The sequence below is a fragment of the Chryseobacterium sp. 22543 genome (assembly GCF_052044565.1).
GTDB lineage: Bacteria > Bacteroidota > Bacteroidia > Flavobacteriales > Weeksellaceae > Chryseobacterium.
This window is the reverse complement of record NZ_JBQENH010000001.1, coordinates 1,111,155-1,128,436: the sequence shown is the minus strand read 5'-3', so window position 1 is coordinate 1,128,436 and position 17,282 is coordinate 1,111,155. Positions and strand designations below refer to the sequence as shown.

At 36.8% G+C, this 17,282-nt stretch carries 12 protein-coding genes; 5 read left to right on the top strand and 7 right to left on the bottom strand.

Annotated elements, in window-relative coordinates; genetic code table 11:
* Positions 1 to 98: 98 nt before the first annotated feature.
* Positions 99 to 662 carry a guanylate kinase gene (gene gmk / locus ACTJIP_RS05035; RefSeq protein WP_077419046.1) on the bottom strand — a complete coding sequence of 188 codons (564 nt, stop codon included), beginning with the start codon at positions 660 to 662 and terminating at the stop codon, positions 99 to 101.
* Between the two features lie 77 nt (positions 663 to 739).
* On the bottom strand, positions 740 to 1,597 hold the full coding sequence (locus ACTJIP_RS05030) for a YicC family protein (protein ID WP_077419047.1): 858 nt from the start codon (positions 1,595 to 1,597) through the stop codon (positions 740 to 742).
* Positions 1,598 to 1,890: 293 nt separating this feature from the next.
* On the opposite strand from ACTJIP_RS05030, the gene miaA reads away from it, so the two are divergent.
* Complete coding sequence (miaA, locus tag ACTJIP_RS05025) at positions 1,891 to 2,811, top strand: tRNA (adenosine(37)-N6)-dimethylallyltransferase MiaA (RefSeq protein ID WP_077419048.1); 921 nt, start codon at positions 1,891 to 1,893, stop codon at positions 2,809 to 2,811.
* Between the two features lie 218 nt (positions 2,812 to 3,029).
* Here the strand turns inward: miaA and ACTJIP_RS05020 are convergent, their stop codons facing one another.
* From ACTJIP_RS05020 to ACTJIP_RS05005, 4 genes are all read right to left on the bottom strand, one after another.
* Positions 3,030 to 4,442: an efflux transporter outer membrane subunit gene (locus ACTJIP_RS05020; RefSeq protein ID WP_180564530.1), complete on the bottom strand. Its 1,413-nt coding sequence runs from the start codon at positions 4,440 to 4,442 to the stop codon at positions 3,030 to 3,032.
* Between the two features lie 172 nt (positions 4,443 to 4,614).
* Positions 4,615 to 7,797 carry an efflux RND transporter permease subunit gene (locus ACTJIP_RS05015; RefSeq protein ID WP_077419050.1) on the bottom strand — a complete coding sequence of 1,061 codons (3,183 nt, stop codon included), beginning with the start codon at positions 7,795 to 7,797 and terminating at the stop codon, positions 4,615 to 4,617.
* 40 nt (positions 7,798 to 7,837) lie between these two features.
* On the bottom strand, positions 7,838 to 8,998 hold the full coding sequence (locus ACTJIP_RS05010) for an efflux RND transporter periplasmic adaptor subunit (RefSeq protein ID WP_077419051.1): 1,161 nt from the start codon (positions 8,996 to 8,998) through the stop codon (positions 7,838 to 7,840).
* 366 nt (positions 8,999 to 9,364) lie between these two features.
* Positions 9,365 to 9,961, bottom strand: a complete 597-nt coding sequence (locus ACTJIP_RS05005; RefSeq protein ID WP_047386447.1) for a TetR/AcrR family transcriptional regulator — start codon at positions 9,959 to 9,961, stop codon at positions 9,365 to 9,367.
* Between the two features lie 309 nt (positions 9,962 to 10,270).
* Here ACTJIP_RS05005 and ACTJIP_RS05000 point away from each other — a divergent pair, with 309 nt between their 5' ends.
* Complete coding sequence (locus ACTJIP_RS05000; RefSeq protein WP_077419052.1) at positions 10,271 to 10,825, top strand: thioredoxin family protein; 555 nt, start codon at positions 10,271 to 10,273, stop codon at positions 10,823 to 10,825.
* A 223-nt stretch (positions 10,826 to 11,048) separates the two neighbouring features.
* Here the strand turns inward: ACTJIP_RS05000 and ACTJIP_RS04995 are convergent, their stop codons facing one another.
* Positions 11,049 to 11,954 (bottom strand): AraC family transcriptional regulator, encoded by a 906-nt coding sequence (locus ACTJIP_RS04995; RefSeq protein ID WP_440704177.1) that lies wholly within the window; start codon positions 11,952 to 11,954, stop codon positions 11,049 to 11,051.
* Positions 11,955 to 12,077: 123 nt separating this feature from the next.
* Here ACTJIP_RS04995 and ACTJIP_RS04990 point away from each other — a divergent pair, with 123 nt between their 5' ends.
* The 3 genes from ACTJIP_RS04990 to ACTJIP_RS04980 are packed head-to-tail and all read left to right on the top strand — an operon-like array spanning position 12,078 to position 17,243.
* Positions 12,078 to 13,307: an MFS transporter gene (locus ACTJIP_RS04990; protein ID WP_440704176.1), complete on the top strand. Its 1,230-nt coding sequence runs from the start codon at positions 12,078 to 12,080 to the stop codon at positions 13,305 to 13,307.
* A gap of 2 nt (positions 13,308 to 13,309) precedes the next feature.
* Positions 13,310 to 14,791 carry a trehalase family glycosidase gene (locus tag ACTJIP_RS04985; RefSeq protein ID WP_440704175.1) on the top strand — a complete coding sequence of 494 codons (1,482 nt, stop codon included), beginning with the start codon at positions 13,310 to 13,312 and terminating at the stop codon, positions 14,789 to 14,791.
* 22 nt (positions 14,792 to 14,813) lie between these two features.
* Positions 14,814 to 17,243 (top strand): TonB-dependent receptor, encoded by a 2,430-nt coding sequence (locus tag ACTJIP_RS04980; RefSeq protein WP_440704174.1) that lies wholly within the window; start codon positions 14,814 to 14,816, stop codon positions 17,241 to 17,243.
* Positions 17,244 to 17,282 lie beyond the last annotated feature (39 nt).

Here is a 17,282-nt window from a genome sequence, read left to right as displayed (position 1 = left end):
TCAATTTTTTAGTATCAGAAGTTAGAGGTTAGAAATTGGAAGTTAGATTTTGAGAGTATTTCGGTTGCTCCCATCTTCCTGCTTCCATCTTTCAGCCATTAATTACTGATAAAACTTTTTATTAAACTTTCTATTTCTTTTTTAGCTACATCAAGATCGGTATTAATCACGATCTTATCAAACTCGCTGGCGTAGGACATTTCTTCTTCTGCCTTTGCTACGCGGGTTTTTATGGTTTCTGCATCATCTGTATTTCTTGAAATCAATCTTCGTTCCAATTCTTCAATGGAAGGCGGTTCTATAAAAATAGACAGGGCTTTTTCACCGAAATATTTTTTTAATGAAATACCTCCTTTTACATCTACATCAAAAATAACTACTTTTCCCTGATTCCAGATTTTTTCTACTTCAGATTTTAAAGTACCGTAATATTTGTCAGTATATACTTCTTCATATTCTACAAAAGCACCTTCAGAAATTTTCTGTCTGAATTCATCAGGTGTCAGAAAATGATAATCCACCTGATGAACTTCGCTTCCTCTCGGCTGTCTTGTGGTACATGAGATTGAAAAATTCAGTTCCGGAAATGTTTCCAGAGAATGTTTTACCAATGTAGTTTTTCCGCTCCCTGATGGTGCTGAAAATATAATTACTTTATCCATTTTTTACAATTTCGGGTTACGGGTTTTGAGTTCCGGGGCATTCTTACAAGTAATAACCACAATCTCATACCTCGTACCTACAATACGTTTAACGTTTGTTCTTTAATTTTTTCCAGATCATCTTTCATCATCACTACCAGTTTCTGGATTTCTGCGTGATTAGCTTTAGAACCTAATGTATTGATCTCTCTTCCGATTTCCTGAGAAATAAAGCCCAGTTTTTTCCCGTTGAAAGATTCATTGTCCATTACTTCTTTATAATATTTCAAGTGCTGGGTAAGTCTTACCTTTTCTTCAGAGATATCAAGCTTTTCAGTAAAATAGGCCATTTCCTGGTAAAAACGTGTTTCATCAACATTTTCAAATTCTTTCAAAGATTTCTGATAACGTTCTTTCACGCTTACAATTCTTTCTTCTTCAAAAGGAATCACTTCTCCAAGATATTTGTCAATATTCTGAATATTCCTGTTTAATTCTTCATGGAGAATGCTGCCTTCAGTTCTTCTGAATTCTTCAAATCTGTCCACGGCATTATTGACAATTTTTGCCAATGATTCCCATTCACCTTCTGTAAGTTCATCAGGTCTTGATGAGATGGCATCAGGAAGTCTTACCGCCATTTTAAGGTATTCGAAATCGGGACCGTCAGAAGCTATGCCTTTAAGTTCTTTGATATAAGCGTCAATTAAATTTTTATTAATCTTTACATCATTTGACTCTTCAAGGTTCTCAATATTAACGTAGCAGTCTACTTTTCCACGGATAATTCTATCATTAAGAATTTTTCTGATTTCAAATTCTTTTTCTTTATAGCGTAAAGGAATTTTGATATTCAAATCAAAGCTCTTGCTGTTCAATGATTTAATATCTATTGTAATTTTTTTTCCTTCAAAAACATCTTCGGCTCTACCGAATCCGGTCATTGATAAAATCATAGTTTTTTATTGTTCTACAAAGATAAACATTTAAGTGTATAATGTAATAAGATGAAACTTTAACGTAAACAATCTGATTATTCATTCTAAATTTATTTTTGAACCATTAAGAAGATTTAAGCCGTTCCGTTTAATTAAAAAAAAATCTAATAGATTTTGATAAGCGTTATACTAAAAGCGAAGCTCATCTTAATATTCTTAACTTCTTCATAAAATCTTAATGGTTCAAAATAACAACAGCTTTCTTTTGCAGAATAAAAATTCAAATGAATGCATTTTCGTAAATTAGCGCGGTGAAAAAGAAAAATTTGATTTCTGTAGTAGGACCCACCGGAATTGGTAAAACGAGATTGGCAATTGATTTGGCTCAACATTTCAGTACTGAGATTATTTCCTGTGATTCCCGCCAGTTTTTTAAGGAAATGAAAATAGGAACCGCTGCACCCTCAGAAGAAGAACTGGCTGGGGCACCTCATCATTTTATCGGAAATCTTTCAGTTGAAGAATATTATTCTATAGGGCAATACGAAGAAGATGTCCTTCAGAAACTCAATGAACTTTTTGCAACTCATGATACCGTTATTCTTGTCGGTGGAAGTATGATGTATGAAAAAGCAGTGATAGAAGGTTTGCATGATCTTCCTGAAGCCAATACTGAAAATCAGGAAAAGCTTCAGATGATTATGGAGCAGGAGGGGATAGAAAAACTTCAGGAAATTCTACAGAAACTCGATCCCGAATATTTCAATGTGGTGGATATTCACAACCACCGCAGGCTTCTACGGGCCATAGATGTGATCTGGCAAACGGAAACAAAATATTCTGAATTGATTGCAGTATCCCAGGATTCAAGGGATTTTAATGTCATCAGAATCGGAATAGAAGCTCCAAGAGAAGAACTGTATGACAGAATCAATCGTAGAGTAGACGTTATGATGGAGAACGGCTTGCTGGATGAGGTGAAAGGTCTTGAACAATTCAAAGAGCTGACTGCTTTAAATACAGTAGGCTATGCAGAATTATTCAAATATATTGATGGAGAATGGGATCTTGATTTTGCGGTTTCAGAAATTAAAAAGAACAGCCGTAGGTATGCCAAACGTCAGCTGACATGGTACAGAAAGGCGGATGATATTCATTATTTGCAGTTGGGGTATGCTCAAAATGATTTTGAAAATTTACTAAAATGGATTGCTGAGCAGTTTCAGAAATAAATACTTTTTAAATTATCAGACAGCCTTTCTTATACAAACTTAATAAGCTTTGAAAATATAGATTCCTACGGAATGACACAGTGTATGGATAAATTAAGCATCCAGTTTGTCATTCCGTAGGAATCTAAGTTTAAATTCATATTGTAATAAAAAGAAACAATACAAAAAAATGCGGTTCTAAAAAGAACCGCATCTTAAAACAAATATAATTTAATTTACTACTTCCAACCGCCGCCTAAAGCTCTGTATAAATCTACAATGCTGCTTAATCTCTGTCTTTTAATGGAAGCCAGATTCAACTCTGCCTGTAGGGAATTTCCCTGTGCTGTAATCACTTCCAGGTAATTGGCTGAACCTCCTTTGTAAAGAAGCTGTGCACTTTTTATTCCGTCTTTCAAAGTCGTTGCCTGTTCAGTAGCTTTTTGTTCCTGAGCTTTTAAGTTTTCATTGGATACCAAAGCATCTGAAACCTCACCTACAGCATTTAATACTGATTGACGGAATGCCAGAACATTTTTCTCTCTTTGAATTTTAGCTACTTCCAAATCTGTTTTCAACTGTCTTTTCTGAAAAATAGGCTGGGTAAGTCCTCCTAAAACTGATCCGAATAAAGAAGCCGGAATTTGGAACCAGTTATCAAACTTGAATGAATTTACTCCTCCATTAGCTGTAATTTTCAGTGCCGGATACATATTGGCCTGAGCAATTCCTACGGTAGCATTCGATTCCAGTAAAACAAGTTCCTGCTGGCGTACATCAGGTCTACGGCTTACCATAGCTGCCGGAAGTCCTGCAGTAATATTCTGAGGTAAAGAAGTATCAGACATTTCAATTGTTCTGTTTACTTTATTAGGCAGTTCTCCCACCAAAATACTCAATGCATTTTCCTGAATAGCAATATTCTGTTCCAGTTGAGTAATCAGAAGTTCTGTTGCCTGTTTCTGTGCTGCGGCCTGCTGTACGCCTAAAGAGGTATTATCACCACTTTCCCACATTTTTTGTGTGATCATTAGGGTATTGCTGCTTAGCTCCAGATTCGATTTTGCAATAGCTAGTTGTCTGTCAAGCATCAACAGGTTATAATATCCCTGAGCAATAGCTGCTACTACCTGAGTCTGAACTGCTTTTGATCCTTCATAAGTCTGAAGATACTGCATTCTTGAAACTTCCTGCTGGTTTTTAATTTTCCCCCAGATGTCAGCTTCCCATGAAAGGTTGAAGGCTGCATTGTAATCTTCAACATGGTTTTGTCCTAAAAATGAATTTAAGCTTTTTCCGTTCATGCTGTTTTCTGAAGGTTTTGAAATTTGTGCAGAAACAGCGAATCCTACATCGGGATATTGCAGATATTTTGCCTGTTTCAGTTTTTCCTGTGAAGAGGCAACCTGTTTTAATGCAATCTGAAGGTCATAATTATTTTTGATTCCTTTTTCAATCAATCCCTGTAAAATAGGATCGCTGAAGAACTGTTTCCACTCCAGATTGGCTATGCTGGCAGTATCTGCAGTTGCGGTGTACTGAAATTTTTCCGGAAGTGGAAGCTCCGGCTCCGTGTATGCCAGTTTTGACACACACGAAACAGAGCCTATGGCCACCGCAAATGTTAGAATAATATTTTTTACTCTTTTCATAGTTTTTTAACTTTTAATTGAATACAAAACTTAGAGAGGTTTTCTGTTATGCAAAAATTGTCTTTAGTAGGAGAAAATATTTAGCTTTCCAAACCATTAAGAACAAATAAGAGACTCGTTAATCTTTTGTGATCTTAAAGTTTTCTCTAAGTTTTTGTAATTCATTTTTTTATTAGTGAGTAGCAGTTAAAAGTTCTTCCTCCATTTGTTTTTTCAGAAGTCTTTTCTGTTTTCTGCTTGGCATTTTTTCATGCAGGTACTGGAAGATCACATACATTACCGGAATAATAAAAATTCCGAATACTACTCCTGTAAGCATTCCTCCTACGGTACTGTACCCGATAGAGTGATTTCCTTTTGAAGAGGCACCTTGTGTCCATACCAGCGGAAGCATCCCCACGATGAAGGCAAAAGAGGTCATTAAGATTGGTCTTAAACGTAATCTTGATGCCTGAAGTGCAGACTCAATCAAAGTTTTTCCTGCTTTTCTTCTCTGTACAGCAAATTCTACAATCAGGATGGCATTCTTAGCCAATAGCCCGACAAGCATGATCAATCCTACCTGAACGTAGATGTTGTTATCAATTCCTGCCAGTCCTGTGAAGGCAAATACTCCGAAAATCCCTGTAGGAATCGTAAGAATAATAGCAAATGGAAGAATATAACTTTCATACTGAGCTGCGAGTAAGAAATAGACAAACAAAATACTTAAGAAGAAAATAAATGCAGTCTGCCCGCTTGTTTTGATCTCCTCACGGGTAATCCCTGTCCATTCGTATCCATAACCTCTTGGTAATGATTGCTGTGCAACTTCTTCTACCGCTTTGATGGCATCTCCGGTACTGTAGCCAGGTTTTGGAGTTCCGTTAATTGTTACTGCGTTGAAAAGGTTATTTCTTGTTACCGTTTCAGGACCGAAAGATCTTTTTAACGTTACCAGTGTTTTTGCAGGTACCATTTCTCCCGATTTATTTTTTACATAAATCCCCTCCAGAGAGTTGACGTCAGTACGATAAGGAATATCTGCCTGTGCCATTACTCTGTAATACTTTCCGAATCTGTTGAAATCTGATACAAAGCTACTTCCGAAATAGATCTGCATCGTCTGCATCAGCTCTGTTACAGAAACACCCAGCTGATTGGCTTTATCAGTATCTACATCAATGGTATACTGAGGGTTTCCTGCAGCATATGTCGTAAAGGCAAATGCAATTTCAGGTCTTTTCATCAATTCACCAATGAACTGCTGGGTGGTTGTTCCAAGCTGTTCAAAGGAACCATTTGTTTTATCCTGAAGCATGAATTCAAATCCGGAAACGTTACCGAATCCCTGAACAGTAGGGAAGTTGAAGAAGAATGCATTGGCATCTTTCACCTGGCTTACCTTTCCTGTTAAAGTTCCTGCGATCTGATCAGGATCTTTCATTTCACCACGTTTGTCATAATCTTTAAGCTTAATGAAACCTGCAGAATATGGAGAAGCATTGGCATTACTGATGAAGTTCATCCCATCGGCTACCCAAAGGTGGTTGGTTGCTTTCTCACCATTGATAATTTTATCAATTTGTGCTGTCGCTCTGTGCGTTCTTTCCAGTGAACTTCCCGGAGGAGTATTTACTGCATACAATACGAATCCCTGGTCTTCCGTAGGAATAAATCCTGACGGTGCTTTTTTAATCAGGAATATACTTGCTGCTGTAATGACTACAAGTCCTCCTATCGCAACCCATTTATTTTTAATTAAAAACTTAAGGCTATAGATATATTTTCTGGTCATGTTGTTGAAGCTTGCATTGAATGCATTGAAAAATCTTGCTCCAAAACCTGTTTTATGACCGTGTTCTCCATGTTCTCCCTGAGGGTCATTTAAGAACATTGCACACAACGCCGGACTTAATGTCAATGCGTTTACTGCTGAAATTAAAATCGCAATTGCTAAGGTAAACGCAAACTGTCTGTAGAAAACTCCTGCAGGTCCCTGCATGAAACCAACCGGAATAAATACCGCACACATTACGAGTGTAATGGAGATAATAGCTCCTGAGATTTCACTCATCGAGTTCATTGTAGCATGTTCTACAGGCATTCCCGTTTGTTCCATTTTAGAATGGACGGCTTCCACCACTACAATGGCATCATCCACTACAATACCAATGGCCAGAACCAATGCAAACAGCGTAAGCATGTTGATGCTGAAACCAAAGAGCTGAAGGAAGAAGAATGTTCCGATGATCGCAACTGGTACTGCAATAGCCGGAATTAATGTAGACCTGAAATCCTGAAGGAAAATATATACTACAATAAATACCAGAATGAAGGCAATGACTAAAGTTTCCACAACCTGATGGATAGATGCATCCAGGAAGTCTTTGGAATTATACATAATAATTGGCTTTACTCCTTTTGGAAGGGTAGTTTCCATTACTTTCACCTGACTTTCAATTTCAGTAAGGATTTCATTCGCATTGGAACCTGCAGTCTGTAAAATTGCAAATCCGGCAACCGGTTTCCCGTCTACTCTGTTTGTTGCCGTATAAGTATAAGAACCGAATTCTACTCTTGCTACGTCTTTTAATCTTAAGAATGAACCGTCACTATTGGCTTTAATAGCAATATTTTCATAGTCTTCATTCTTATTCAGTTTTCCTTTGTATTTAAGGATATACTCATAAGTTTCCTTACTTCCCTGTCCCAAACGGCCCGGAGCGGCTTCAAGATTGTGATCTTTGATAGCTCCAAGAACTTCCTGAGGAGAAAGGTTGTTGGCAGCCAGTCTGTCCGGTTTCAGCCAGATTCTCATCGAGTAATCTCTTGTACCGAATACCTGAGCCTGTGCTACCCCTGGAATACGCTGTATCTGAGGAATAACATTAATCTTCAGGTAGTTTTGAAGGAATAGTTCGTCATATTGTTTTTCATTTTCACTGGTCAAACCCATGAACATGATCATACTGTTCTGTACTTTCTGGGTAGAAATCCCGGCCTGTACTACCTCCTGAGGTAATTGGCTCATCGCTTTCGATACACGGTTTTGTACGTTTACAGCTGCATTATCAGCGTCAGCACCCTGTTTGAAGAAGACACTCAGTGTCATTGTACCGTCGTTACTGGAATTTGAGGTCATATACGTCATGTTCTCAACTCCGTTCACGGCTTCCTCAATTGGGGTAGCAACCGAACGTGCTACAACCTCCGCGTTGGCTCCCGGATAGAATGCAGTTACCTGTACACTTGGTGGGGCGATGTCCGGAAAGAGGGCAATCGGTAAATTAAAGAGAGACAAGGCTCCCAATAATAAGAGTATTATGGAGATGACCGTTGAAAGGACCGGTCTTTCTATAAATTGTTTTAACATAAGAAGTTTATTTTTTAAAGTCTTCTGTATTCGGAATGGACTATAATGGTTTTGCTTTTAGTAAGCTGTCAGAAGAAATATTTTTCGGTCTGATAGATGCCCCGTCTTTCAAGCTTCCAATTCCTGTGAATACGATTTTTTCTCCAGGTGCAAGCCCTTCAGAAATAAAATAATAGCTATCTGTTTTTCCAGATATTTTGATAGGTCTTCCGGTTACTTTCTTGTCTTTACCCATTACATACACATATGTTTTATCCTGAATTTCGAAAGTAGATTCCTGTGGAATCACTACAGCATTCGAGATCAGTTGCGGCATGCGTACTCTTCCCGTGTTTCCGGTTCTTAAAGCTCCGTTGGCATTAGGGAAAACGGCACGTACACTGATGGCTCCGGTAGTTTTATCAAACTGCCCGTCTACGATACTCAGTTTTCCTTTTTCAGGATATGTACTGTTATCAGCGATCACCAATTCTACCATTGGCATATTTTTCAGTTTTTCTTCCAAAGTAGCGCCAGGATATTTATTCTGAAAAGCAATAAAGTCCAGTTCACTCAAAGAGAAATAAGCATAAATTTCACTGATGTCAGATAATAATGTCAATGGACTTGCATCTGTTCTGGAGATCAGACTTCCTTTTTTGAAAGGGATTCTTCCGATATAACCACTTACAGGAGCTGTAATGGTTGTAAATCCTACATTGATTCTTGCGCTCCCTACAGAAGCTTTAGCCTGTGAGGCAGCAGCAACAGCGGCTTCATAATTGGCTTTTGCTGTTTTTAGCTGTACATCAGAAACTACTTTAGCGGCAACCAATGGCTGAAGTCTGTCTACTTCTACTCTTGCCTTTTGGATGTTAGCATTGGCAACCTGTAGATTAGCTTGTGCCATATTCATTTGCTCACCATAGCTTCTGGAGTCTATTTTAAATAATGGCTGTCCGGCTCTTACGTAAGATCCTTCCTCTACATAGATTCTATCAAGATAGCCATCTACCTGAGATCTGATTTCAACATTATTTTTCCCTTCTAAGGCAGTAGGGAATTCCTGATATGTAGTAGCGGGTGATGTGAGAACGGTATAAACCGGAAGTTCTGGAGCTGGCGGCGCGGCATTGGATCCTTCTGCAGCCTTGGTACAGCTCTGTAAAAGAATTATACTTGCAATAAGTACAATAAACCTTGTTTTTCCAGGTATTTTCATTGTGGTTTAATTTTTTTAATGAAGTGTTAGATTTAAGTAAAGTTCTTTTTAATAAATGCTGTTTTTTTTCCTAACAGTGTTAATGATTAGTTCAAAAAAAATTACAGAATTTTTAATGTCCGATGAAGTCGATTGTTTCCATAATTGAAAATTGTTTTTAATGTATTTAAGTGTATAATGATGGTGTAAGGTGTGTTAATTTTACTAACAGTGTTAATTAATAAGCAAAAAAATGACTAATTTTAACAGCTGAATACTATGAATTGCTTCATAAATGGTTTCATTTTTAATCAGGAATTACAGAATCATCTAAATTAATTAGGCGTTAAGTTTCCTAACGGTGTTAATTTTAAATTCAAAAAAAATTTACAAAGACTTAATAAAAGCCGAAACAGTTTCGTCCAATGTCGTCTTGTTCATTGTGGAAGGGATATCAGCAGTACGCATCATCATAATAGAGATCATTCCGTGAACGGCAGAAAACAGAGCATGAGACATATGACATGCATTGTCAGGATTGGATCCGTTTTTCTTAATAATCTCATAGGTACATTCATAGATCAGTTCCTGGAATGATGAGAATTCTTTTTTCATCTGCCCTTTTCCACAGCATTGCATTCCAAGACCAAACATAAGCTGGTAATATTCCTTGTTTTTAAAAGCAAAGTTCCAGTATGCATCCACAATAGCAACCATTTGCTCTTCCGGAGTATCATGCTTCTGCTGAGCTTTTAATAATTCTATGTGTAACTTATGAAAGCCATCTAAAGAAATCTCAAATAGAATAGCTTCTTTATTTTCAAAATAATCATAGACTACAGGAGCACTATACTCAATAGCATCAGCTATCTTACGCATAGACAGTGAACCCCAGCCTTCAGTTTTAGCCAAAGTAAAAGCAGCCTGCAAAATATTTGCACGGATGGATTCTTTTTCTCGTTGACGGCGTTCATGTAGACCCATGATATTTATTTACTAACAGCGTTAGCAAAACTACAAACTTTTTAATATAACTTCCAAAGGATATTATACATTTAACTTCAAAAGAGGACGTATTGAAGATTTCATTCAATGGCTGGAAGCTGGAAGAATGGGAGCTGGAAGTTGATTTGTGGTAAAAAAAAATATTAATAGAATTTGACTATAACTATTTTTGAGACCTTAAAATCTTCCCTCCTCCAGCTTCAATCTTCTTTACTAAAGTTAAAATAGAAATGTCTTCTTCATAATTAATAAAAGAAATATCTATCTTTGCCGGTAAAGAAAAAGGATATGAATACTCCATCAAATATGCTGGCATTAGGAACAAAGGCTCCGTTTTTTGAACTTCCTAACCCGTCAAAAACGAACGAACTTCAGTCTTTGGAAGAACTGAAAGGAGAAAATGGTACTTTGGTGATCTTTATGTGCAACCACTGTCCATTTGTTCTTCATGTGATTGATAAGATCAATGAATTATACGAAGATTATAACGAGCGAGGAATAGAATTCATCGCTATCAATGCTAATAATATTGAGAAATATCCGGCAGATTCTCCTGAGAAAATGATCGAATTTCAGATTGAAAGAAATTTTGATTTCCCTTATTTATTTGATGAAAGCCAGGCGGTAGCAAAAGCTTACGATGCGGCTTGTACCCCGGATTTTTATTTCTTTGATGATAAACTGGATCTTGTGTACAGAGGTCAGATGGATGATTCAAGACCGGGAAATAATAAAGATGTTACAGGTGAGGATCTGATTATTGCTTTTGAAAATCTTTTGGCTGGAGAAGCGCAGGAAGAAATTCAAAGACCAAGTATGGGATGCAATATTAAATGGAAATAAGTAATGATCAGTTGCTGGTTATTCAGTTACTGGTTCTTATTCATACTAATATAAAGCTGCTCTTTTTGAGTGGCTTTTTTTTGTTTCTTGTTTATTTATAGATCTGGTCTTTCCTTCGTGGATTTGGCAGATGTTTAATTCATAGCATATTTCTTCATCCACTTTGTCACTCCGTAGAAGTCTCAGAAAAGTTTGTTGACAGAGGAATTTCAACATGTCATTATCAAAAACTTACCTTAGCTTTAGTCTCTTTTTCAACTTTCAAATCTACATTGATGTTGTTGTGAGAATAATTCTTAATAAATTCTGAAGGCGTTTTCCCGGTATATTTTTTAAACATCCTATTGAAATAGGTCACATTATTGAAGCCGCAATGATAGCTGCATTCTGAAATCGACTTATCCTGTGCCATCAGCAGGCAAGCTTTATTGATTCTGTATCTATTGACAAATTCTGTAAAAGTGATCTGGGTTGCTTTCTTAAAGAAATTACAGAAAGCTGGCAATGTCAGGTTGGCGAGTCTGGCGACTTCTTCAATTTCAATTTCCCTGTCATAATGATGTTCTACATACGTGAAGATATTTTCAAGACGGGTTTTATTTTTGGAAATAATGGTGTAAGGCATGATTTCTTTGTTCAAAAGATCATAATCTTCACATTTTGAAAGCTCGAAAAGAATCTCAAGCAATAGCAAATACCTTTTGTAACCTTCCGATTCCAGCATAAGCTTCAATTTTGGAAGCATTACTTTTTTTACTTTATGATGAAAATGAATCCCGTATTTTGAAAGTTCCAACAGATTTTTGATAGATCTGGCTTCTACTTCCTGTTGGGGAAACTGCAGAATTTCTTCTTTGAATTGAAGTACAATTTCTTCATGAGGATCAATAGAATTCAGTCCAAATCCGGAGTGCGGAATATTGGACCCGATTAATATCAGATCTCCATTGGTGTAATTACTTTTATGATAACCCACATGGCGGGTTCCGTTCCCGGAAATGACACATACCAGTTCAATTTCGGGATGATAATGATACTCCCATTTGAATTCTGAAATAGGGGAGTTGTTATGAATCGTGCGGAACGAGCTCTTTTCATTAGGGATTACCCTTTCAAAAGTAACTTTCATTTAATTAATCATATTTAATTACTAAAAATACTAATTATATTAATATAGTTCAAATATTGATTTACTGTGTTAAATTATCGTTAACACAAATGCTTCTATCTTAGCCGACAAGAAATAACCTGAATGAAAAATCTTAACATCAAGGCCATTTTATTTTTAAACTATTTTGTCTTCGCAATTCTTCTGAATTCTGTAGGAACAGTTATTCTACAGGTACAGCAGAATTTTGGGATTTCAAAATCTTCGGCCAGTGTTTTGGAAGGGTTCAAAGATCTTCCCATTGCAATATGTTCATTCATTCTTGCTTCATTTCTTCCCAAAATAGGAATCAAAAAATCCATGTTGATTGCTTTATTTCTGGTAAGCTGTATGTGTTTTATAATGCCGTTTACCAATACCTTTTGGGTTTTCAAATTATTATTTGCAACAGTAGGAGTTTCCTTTGCTTTAATTAAAATCTCAGTTTTTACCTCTATTGGATTGGTAACGGAAACAGATAAAGAACATTCCAGTTTTATGGGATTTCTGGAAGGATTTTTCATGATTGGAGTTCTAGCAGGAAATGTATTATTCAGTTTATATATTGATGATGATAACCCGAAATCTACAAGATGGCTGGATGTCTATTGGATTCTGGGCGGGCTTTCCACTTTATCTTTTTTATTCTTGTTCTTTTCAAAACTGAATGAGCAGGAAGCCAAAAGTGAGAAAACAGACTTATTGGGAGATTTAAGAAACAGCGTCAGCCTGTTCAGTTATAAAAAAGTATTGTTCTTTTTATTATGTGCTTTCCTTTTTGTACTGGTAGAGCAGAGTTTTCAAACATGGACACCTACTTTTTATAGAGAAATTTTAAAAGTGCCTACCTCAATGAGTATTCAGGCGGGAGCCGTTTTGGCGGGAGCTTTTGCGTTGGGAAGATTTTTGTCGGGATTCTTTTCTAAGAAGTTCAACTGGATCTATGTAGTTTCTTTTTGTGTGATAGGCTTTGCTATCAGTTTATTGTTGGTTTTACCCCTTACCCATAATATTCATATAGATACAAATACCAGTTGGATGAATGCACCTTTGGTCGTTTATTTATTTCCTTTGATGGGAGGTTTGCTGGCACCGATTTATCCAAGCATTAATTCTGTAATTCTGGCATCTATTCCGAAATATTTGCACAGCGCAATGTCAGGTTTAATTGTTGTTTTCTCAGCAATTGGAGGAACGATAGGTTCTATTATTACCGGTTTTGTATTTCAGGAATTCAGCGGTCAGCAGGCATTTTATCTTTCCCTGATTCCGCTTTCATTACTGATCACTTCGGCAATTTTCATGAATAAATTAAAAATTAATCCTAAAAAATAACAATGAGTAATCAGCTTTACATAAACGAAATTCAAACTCTTTTTGATGATGTACAGAGATCTGAAATTTTTGAAGATCAGAAAATAATGACGGATGCAGTTCCATTATTTCCCATTGCAAAAATCAATGAGAAGTATGAAAAAGCAAAAGATATCCCTGGTTTTGATCTTAAAGATTTTGTGATGACCCATTTTGATTTTTTAGGGGCCAGAGTTTCTGTTCAGAGAGAAGAGCACCTTCCTATCAAAGAGCATATTGAAAAATTATGGGATGAATTGACCCGTACAGCTTCTGAAGAAAAAGGAACCCTTTTAAAATTACCAAAACCTTATATCGTTCCGGGAGGTCGTTTTAATGAATTTTTCTATTGGGACAGCTATTTTATTATGCTGGGATTAAAAGCTTCCGGCAGAATAGAAATGATGGAAAATATTATTGAAAACTGTTCTTACCTGATTCAGAATGTAGGATTTGTTCCGAATGCCAGCAGAACTCATTTCCTGAGCAGATCGCAGCCTCCTTATTTTTCATTAATGCTGGACCTGCTTTTTGAAACGACGAATGACGAAGGAATTTATACACAATATCACGACACTCTGGAAAAAGAATATGCTTTCTGGATGAATGGCGATGAATGGCTGGAAAACAATTCCAGTGTAAAAAGAGTGGTTAAAACAATAGACGGAGATATTCTGAACCGTTACTACGATGCAGAAAATGGACCACGCCCTGAAAGTTACCTGATCGACATTGAAGATCATGAAAAAACTTCAGGAGATGAATTTTACAGAAATATAAGAAGTGCCTGTGAATCAGGCTGGGATTTTTCCAGCAGATGGTTTGCAGACGGAGAAAATATACAGACGATAGAAACACTGAATCTTGCCCAAATAGACCTGAATTGCCTTTTGTGGCATCTGGAAACGACTTTGGCAAAATCTTCAGCGCTTCAGAATCTGAGTGAAAAAGAAAATTATTTTTCAGAAAGAGCAGCAAGCCGAAGACAGATGATCAATAAATATTTCTGGGATAGAAATACTAACAATTATAAAGATTATCACACAAAAAAAAACACAAAAACACCGTCTGAACATATTGCTGCTCTTTACCCTTTATTCCTTGGAATTGCAGATCAGGAACAAGCGGAGGCTGTTGCTAAAGCTGTTGCCGAAAAATTTCTTTATAAAGGCGGGTTGGTTACCACCACTAAAAACTCAGGCCAGCAGTGGGATCTTCCCAATGCATGGGCCCCTTATCAATGGCTGGGCTTTAAAGCAATGAAAAATTATGGCTTTGATGAACTGGCTGAGAAGATAAAAAACAATTGGTGTTCCAATGTAGAAAGAGTCTACAAGAATACCGGAAAACTAATGGAAAAATACAATGCATTAGACACAGAAACAATAGCAGGCGGCGGGGAATACCCTAATCAGGATGGATTCGGTTGGACCAATGGAGTGTATTTACAATTACAACAAAACTGAAACTAACAATAAAAATAAGGCTATGAAAAAAAAATCAATCTTTTTAATCGCCGCAACAGCTACGTTATATTTTAATAATGCTTATGCCCAGGAAACTCCGCAGGATTCTGCAAAAATTTCCTCTATCGATCAGATTGTCATCACAGGAAATTCAAATCCAAAGAAAAAAATAGAATCCAGTACAGCGATTTCCACATTTAGTTCCAAAGAAATTCAAAAGCAGAATCCAATCAGTGCAGCTGCTTTATTACAAAGAGTTCCCGGGTTTGCGGTAGAAACTTCAGGAGGTGAAGTAGGAAACAACCTTTTTGCAAGAGGGATTCCTTCTGCTGGAGCTTATGAATTTGTGCAGGTACAGGAAGATGGTCTTCCGGTTTTTGAAGACGGTGCCCTTCAGTTTGCCAATGCAGACAACTTTTTTCGTGTAGATAATTCGGTAAACCGTATGGAAGCTTTGAGAGGAGGTTCCGGATCTATTTTTGCAACCAATTCTCCCGGTGGTTTAATCAACTTTATTACCAGAGAAGGAACCAATGATTTCAGAGGTACAGCAAAACTGGAAACAAGTACATATGGATTAATGCGTACTGATGTGAATGTGGGTGGAGCTTTGGTTCAGGATAAACTATTTTTTAATGTAGGAGGTTTTTACAGAACTGATGACGGAATCAGAAAAACAGGTTTCAAAGCCAATAATGGCGGACAAATCAGAATGAATCTGAAATATGTATTTGATAAAGGCTATGTAAAAGTATATTATAAAAAACTGGATGACAGAAATACATTTTTCCTTCCTATTCCTTTGGTTCAAAATGGCAATAAGCTGAAAGGATTCCAGAATTTTGATCCTAATTACGGAACATACAGTTACAGAGCAATCAGCCAGCTGAATATACCACAGGCAGGAGGTGGATTTTTCAACAGAAATCTTGAAGACGGGATTCATCCGAAAGTAGATGCACTGGGAGCAGAGTTTAAATATGATCTTGGAAATAATTTCAGTGTTTTAAACAAGACCAGATACACCAATATCAACATGAATTATACAGGGATTTTCCCTGCAGGAGGTCCACAGACGATGGGGGAATTTGCTAAGAGCAACGGAATTGCCGGCAGTAATTATCAATATTCATTGGTGAGCAACGGAGCTGTGGTTAATCCTGAATATGTACAGAAACTGGGATTCTGGGCAATTGACAAACAAATGAATAACTTCGTTAATGATCTGCAGTTCAATTATAAATTTGACCAAGGAAATGTTACGGCAGGTTTTTATAAATCCAACTGGAAATCCCACCAATACTGGAATTGGAGTAATATCCTCACTACAGCCACAGACAGACCAGAATTATTGAATCTCGTAGATACTTCCCTTAGTCCATCAGATACCGGATATTCTAAAACTTATAACGGAGTTTCCAATATGACGTTTTTACAGAGAGATACTCAAACTCAGGGAAGTTTAAATGATCTTTATGTAAACCTTGATTATAATATTACTGATGCTTTAAGTGTGAATGGAGGTCTTCGCTACAGCCATGATTATTACAAAGGGAATTTTGCCAATACAACCTCTTCCAATTTAAATAATTCAGGGTTAACAACTGATGGAACTCATGGTTTCAACACGACTACAGCCGATGATAATATGAGTGTACTTGGAAATAAATATACCTACTGGAATTATAATGTAGATAAGGTATCTTTCACATTAGCTACAAATTATAAGATCAATAGAGAGAATGCAGTGTATGCCCGTTTTTCCAATGGTTTCAGATCACCGAATGAAGAAGCATATTACAATTATTTCTCCAATCCGAACCCTGATAAACCTTTAAAATCAGTAACAACCAATCAGCTGGAAGTAGGATATAAATATTACTCGCGTACGTTTGATATAGCAGTAATTCCGTTCTATTCTACTTTGAAGAACCTGTCATTTACAGATGTTTTCTCTGATGGTAAATCCGAAAATACCTTCGCCAATACACAAAACTATGGAGTTGAATTAGAAGGTTTCGCCCGTTTATTCAATAATATTTTAGAAGTAACATTCAACGGGACAATCCAGAGTCCTAAATATAAAAACCTTGAGGCTGGAAGTGTTCTCGAAGGAAATGTGGTCAGAAGAATGCCTAAATTTTTCTTCAATATTTCTCCGGCAGTCAATATTACAAAAGCATGGAGAACCTATGTAAGTATGAATTACTATGGAAAGCGTTTCCAGGATGAGAAGAATGTACAGACTTTACCTTCTTTCACCGAATTTGGAGCAGGAATGTCTTATCAATTGGGGAGAATACGCTTTGCTGTGGATGGAACGAATATCTTTAATACAATCGGAATCACAGAAGGTGATCCAAGAGCAGGTTCTCCAAACGGAGATGGAATCATTATGGCCAGACCTATTATGGGAGCTGCCGCCAGAGCTTCAATCACGCTGGATTTCTAAATTCTATTTCTTTATAACAACAAAACCGTCGAACATACT

Coding starts and splice junctions, on each gene's coding strand:
- ACTJIP_RS05020 (WP_180564530.1), bottom strand. CDS start 4,442: ATGAAAAGAGTAAAAAATATTATTCTAACATTTGCGGTGGCCATAGGC.
- ACTJIP_RS05005 (WP_047386447.1), bottom strand. CDS start 9,961: ATGGGTCTACATGAACGCCGTCAACGAGAAAAAGAATCCATCCGTGCA.
- ACTJIP_RS05015 (WP_077419050.1), bottom strand. CDS start 7,797: ATGTTAAAACAATTTATAGAAAGACCGGTCCTTTCAACGGTCATCTCC.
- ACTJIP_RS05000 (WP_077419052.1), top strand. CDS start 10,271: ATGAATACTCCATCAAATATGCTGGCATTAGGAACAAAGGCTCCGTTT.
- ACTJIP_RS05010 (WP_077419051.1), bottom strand. CDS start 8,998: ATGAAAATACCTGGAAAAACAAGGTTTATTGTACTTATTGCAAGTATA.
- ACTJIP_RS04985 (WP_440704175.1), top strand. CDS start 13,310: ATGAGTAATCAGCTTTACATAAACGAAATTCAAACTCTTTTTGATGAT.
- ACTJIP_RS04990 (WP_440704176.1), top strand. CDS start 12,078: ATGAAAAATCTTAACATCAAGGCCATTTTATTTTTAAACTATTTTGTC.
- gmk (WP_077419046.1), bottom strand. CDS start 662: ATGGATAAAGTAATTATATTTTCAGCACCATCAGGGAGCGGAAAAACT.
- ACTJIP_RS05030 (WP_077419047.1), bottom strand. CDS start 1,597: ATGATTTTATCAATGACCGGATTCGGTAGAGCCGAAGATGTTTTTGAA.
- ACTJIP_RS04980 (WP_440704174.1), top strand. CDS start 14,814: ATGAAAAAAAAATCAATCTTTTTAATCGCCGCAACAGCTACGTTATAT.
- ACTJIP_RS04995 (WP_440704177.1), bottom strand. CDS start 11,954: ATGAAAGTTACTTTTGAAAGGGTAATCCCTAATGAAAAGAGCTCGTTC.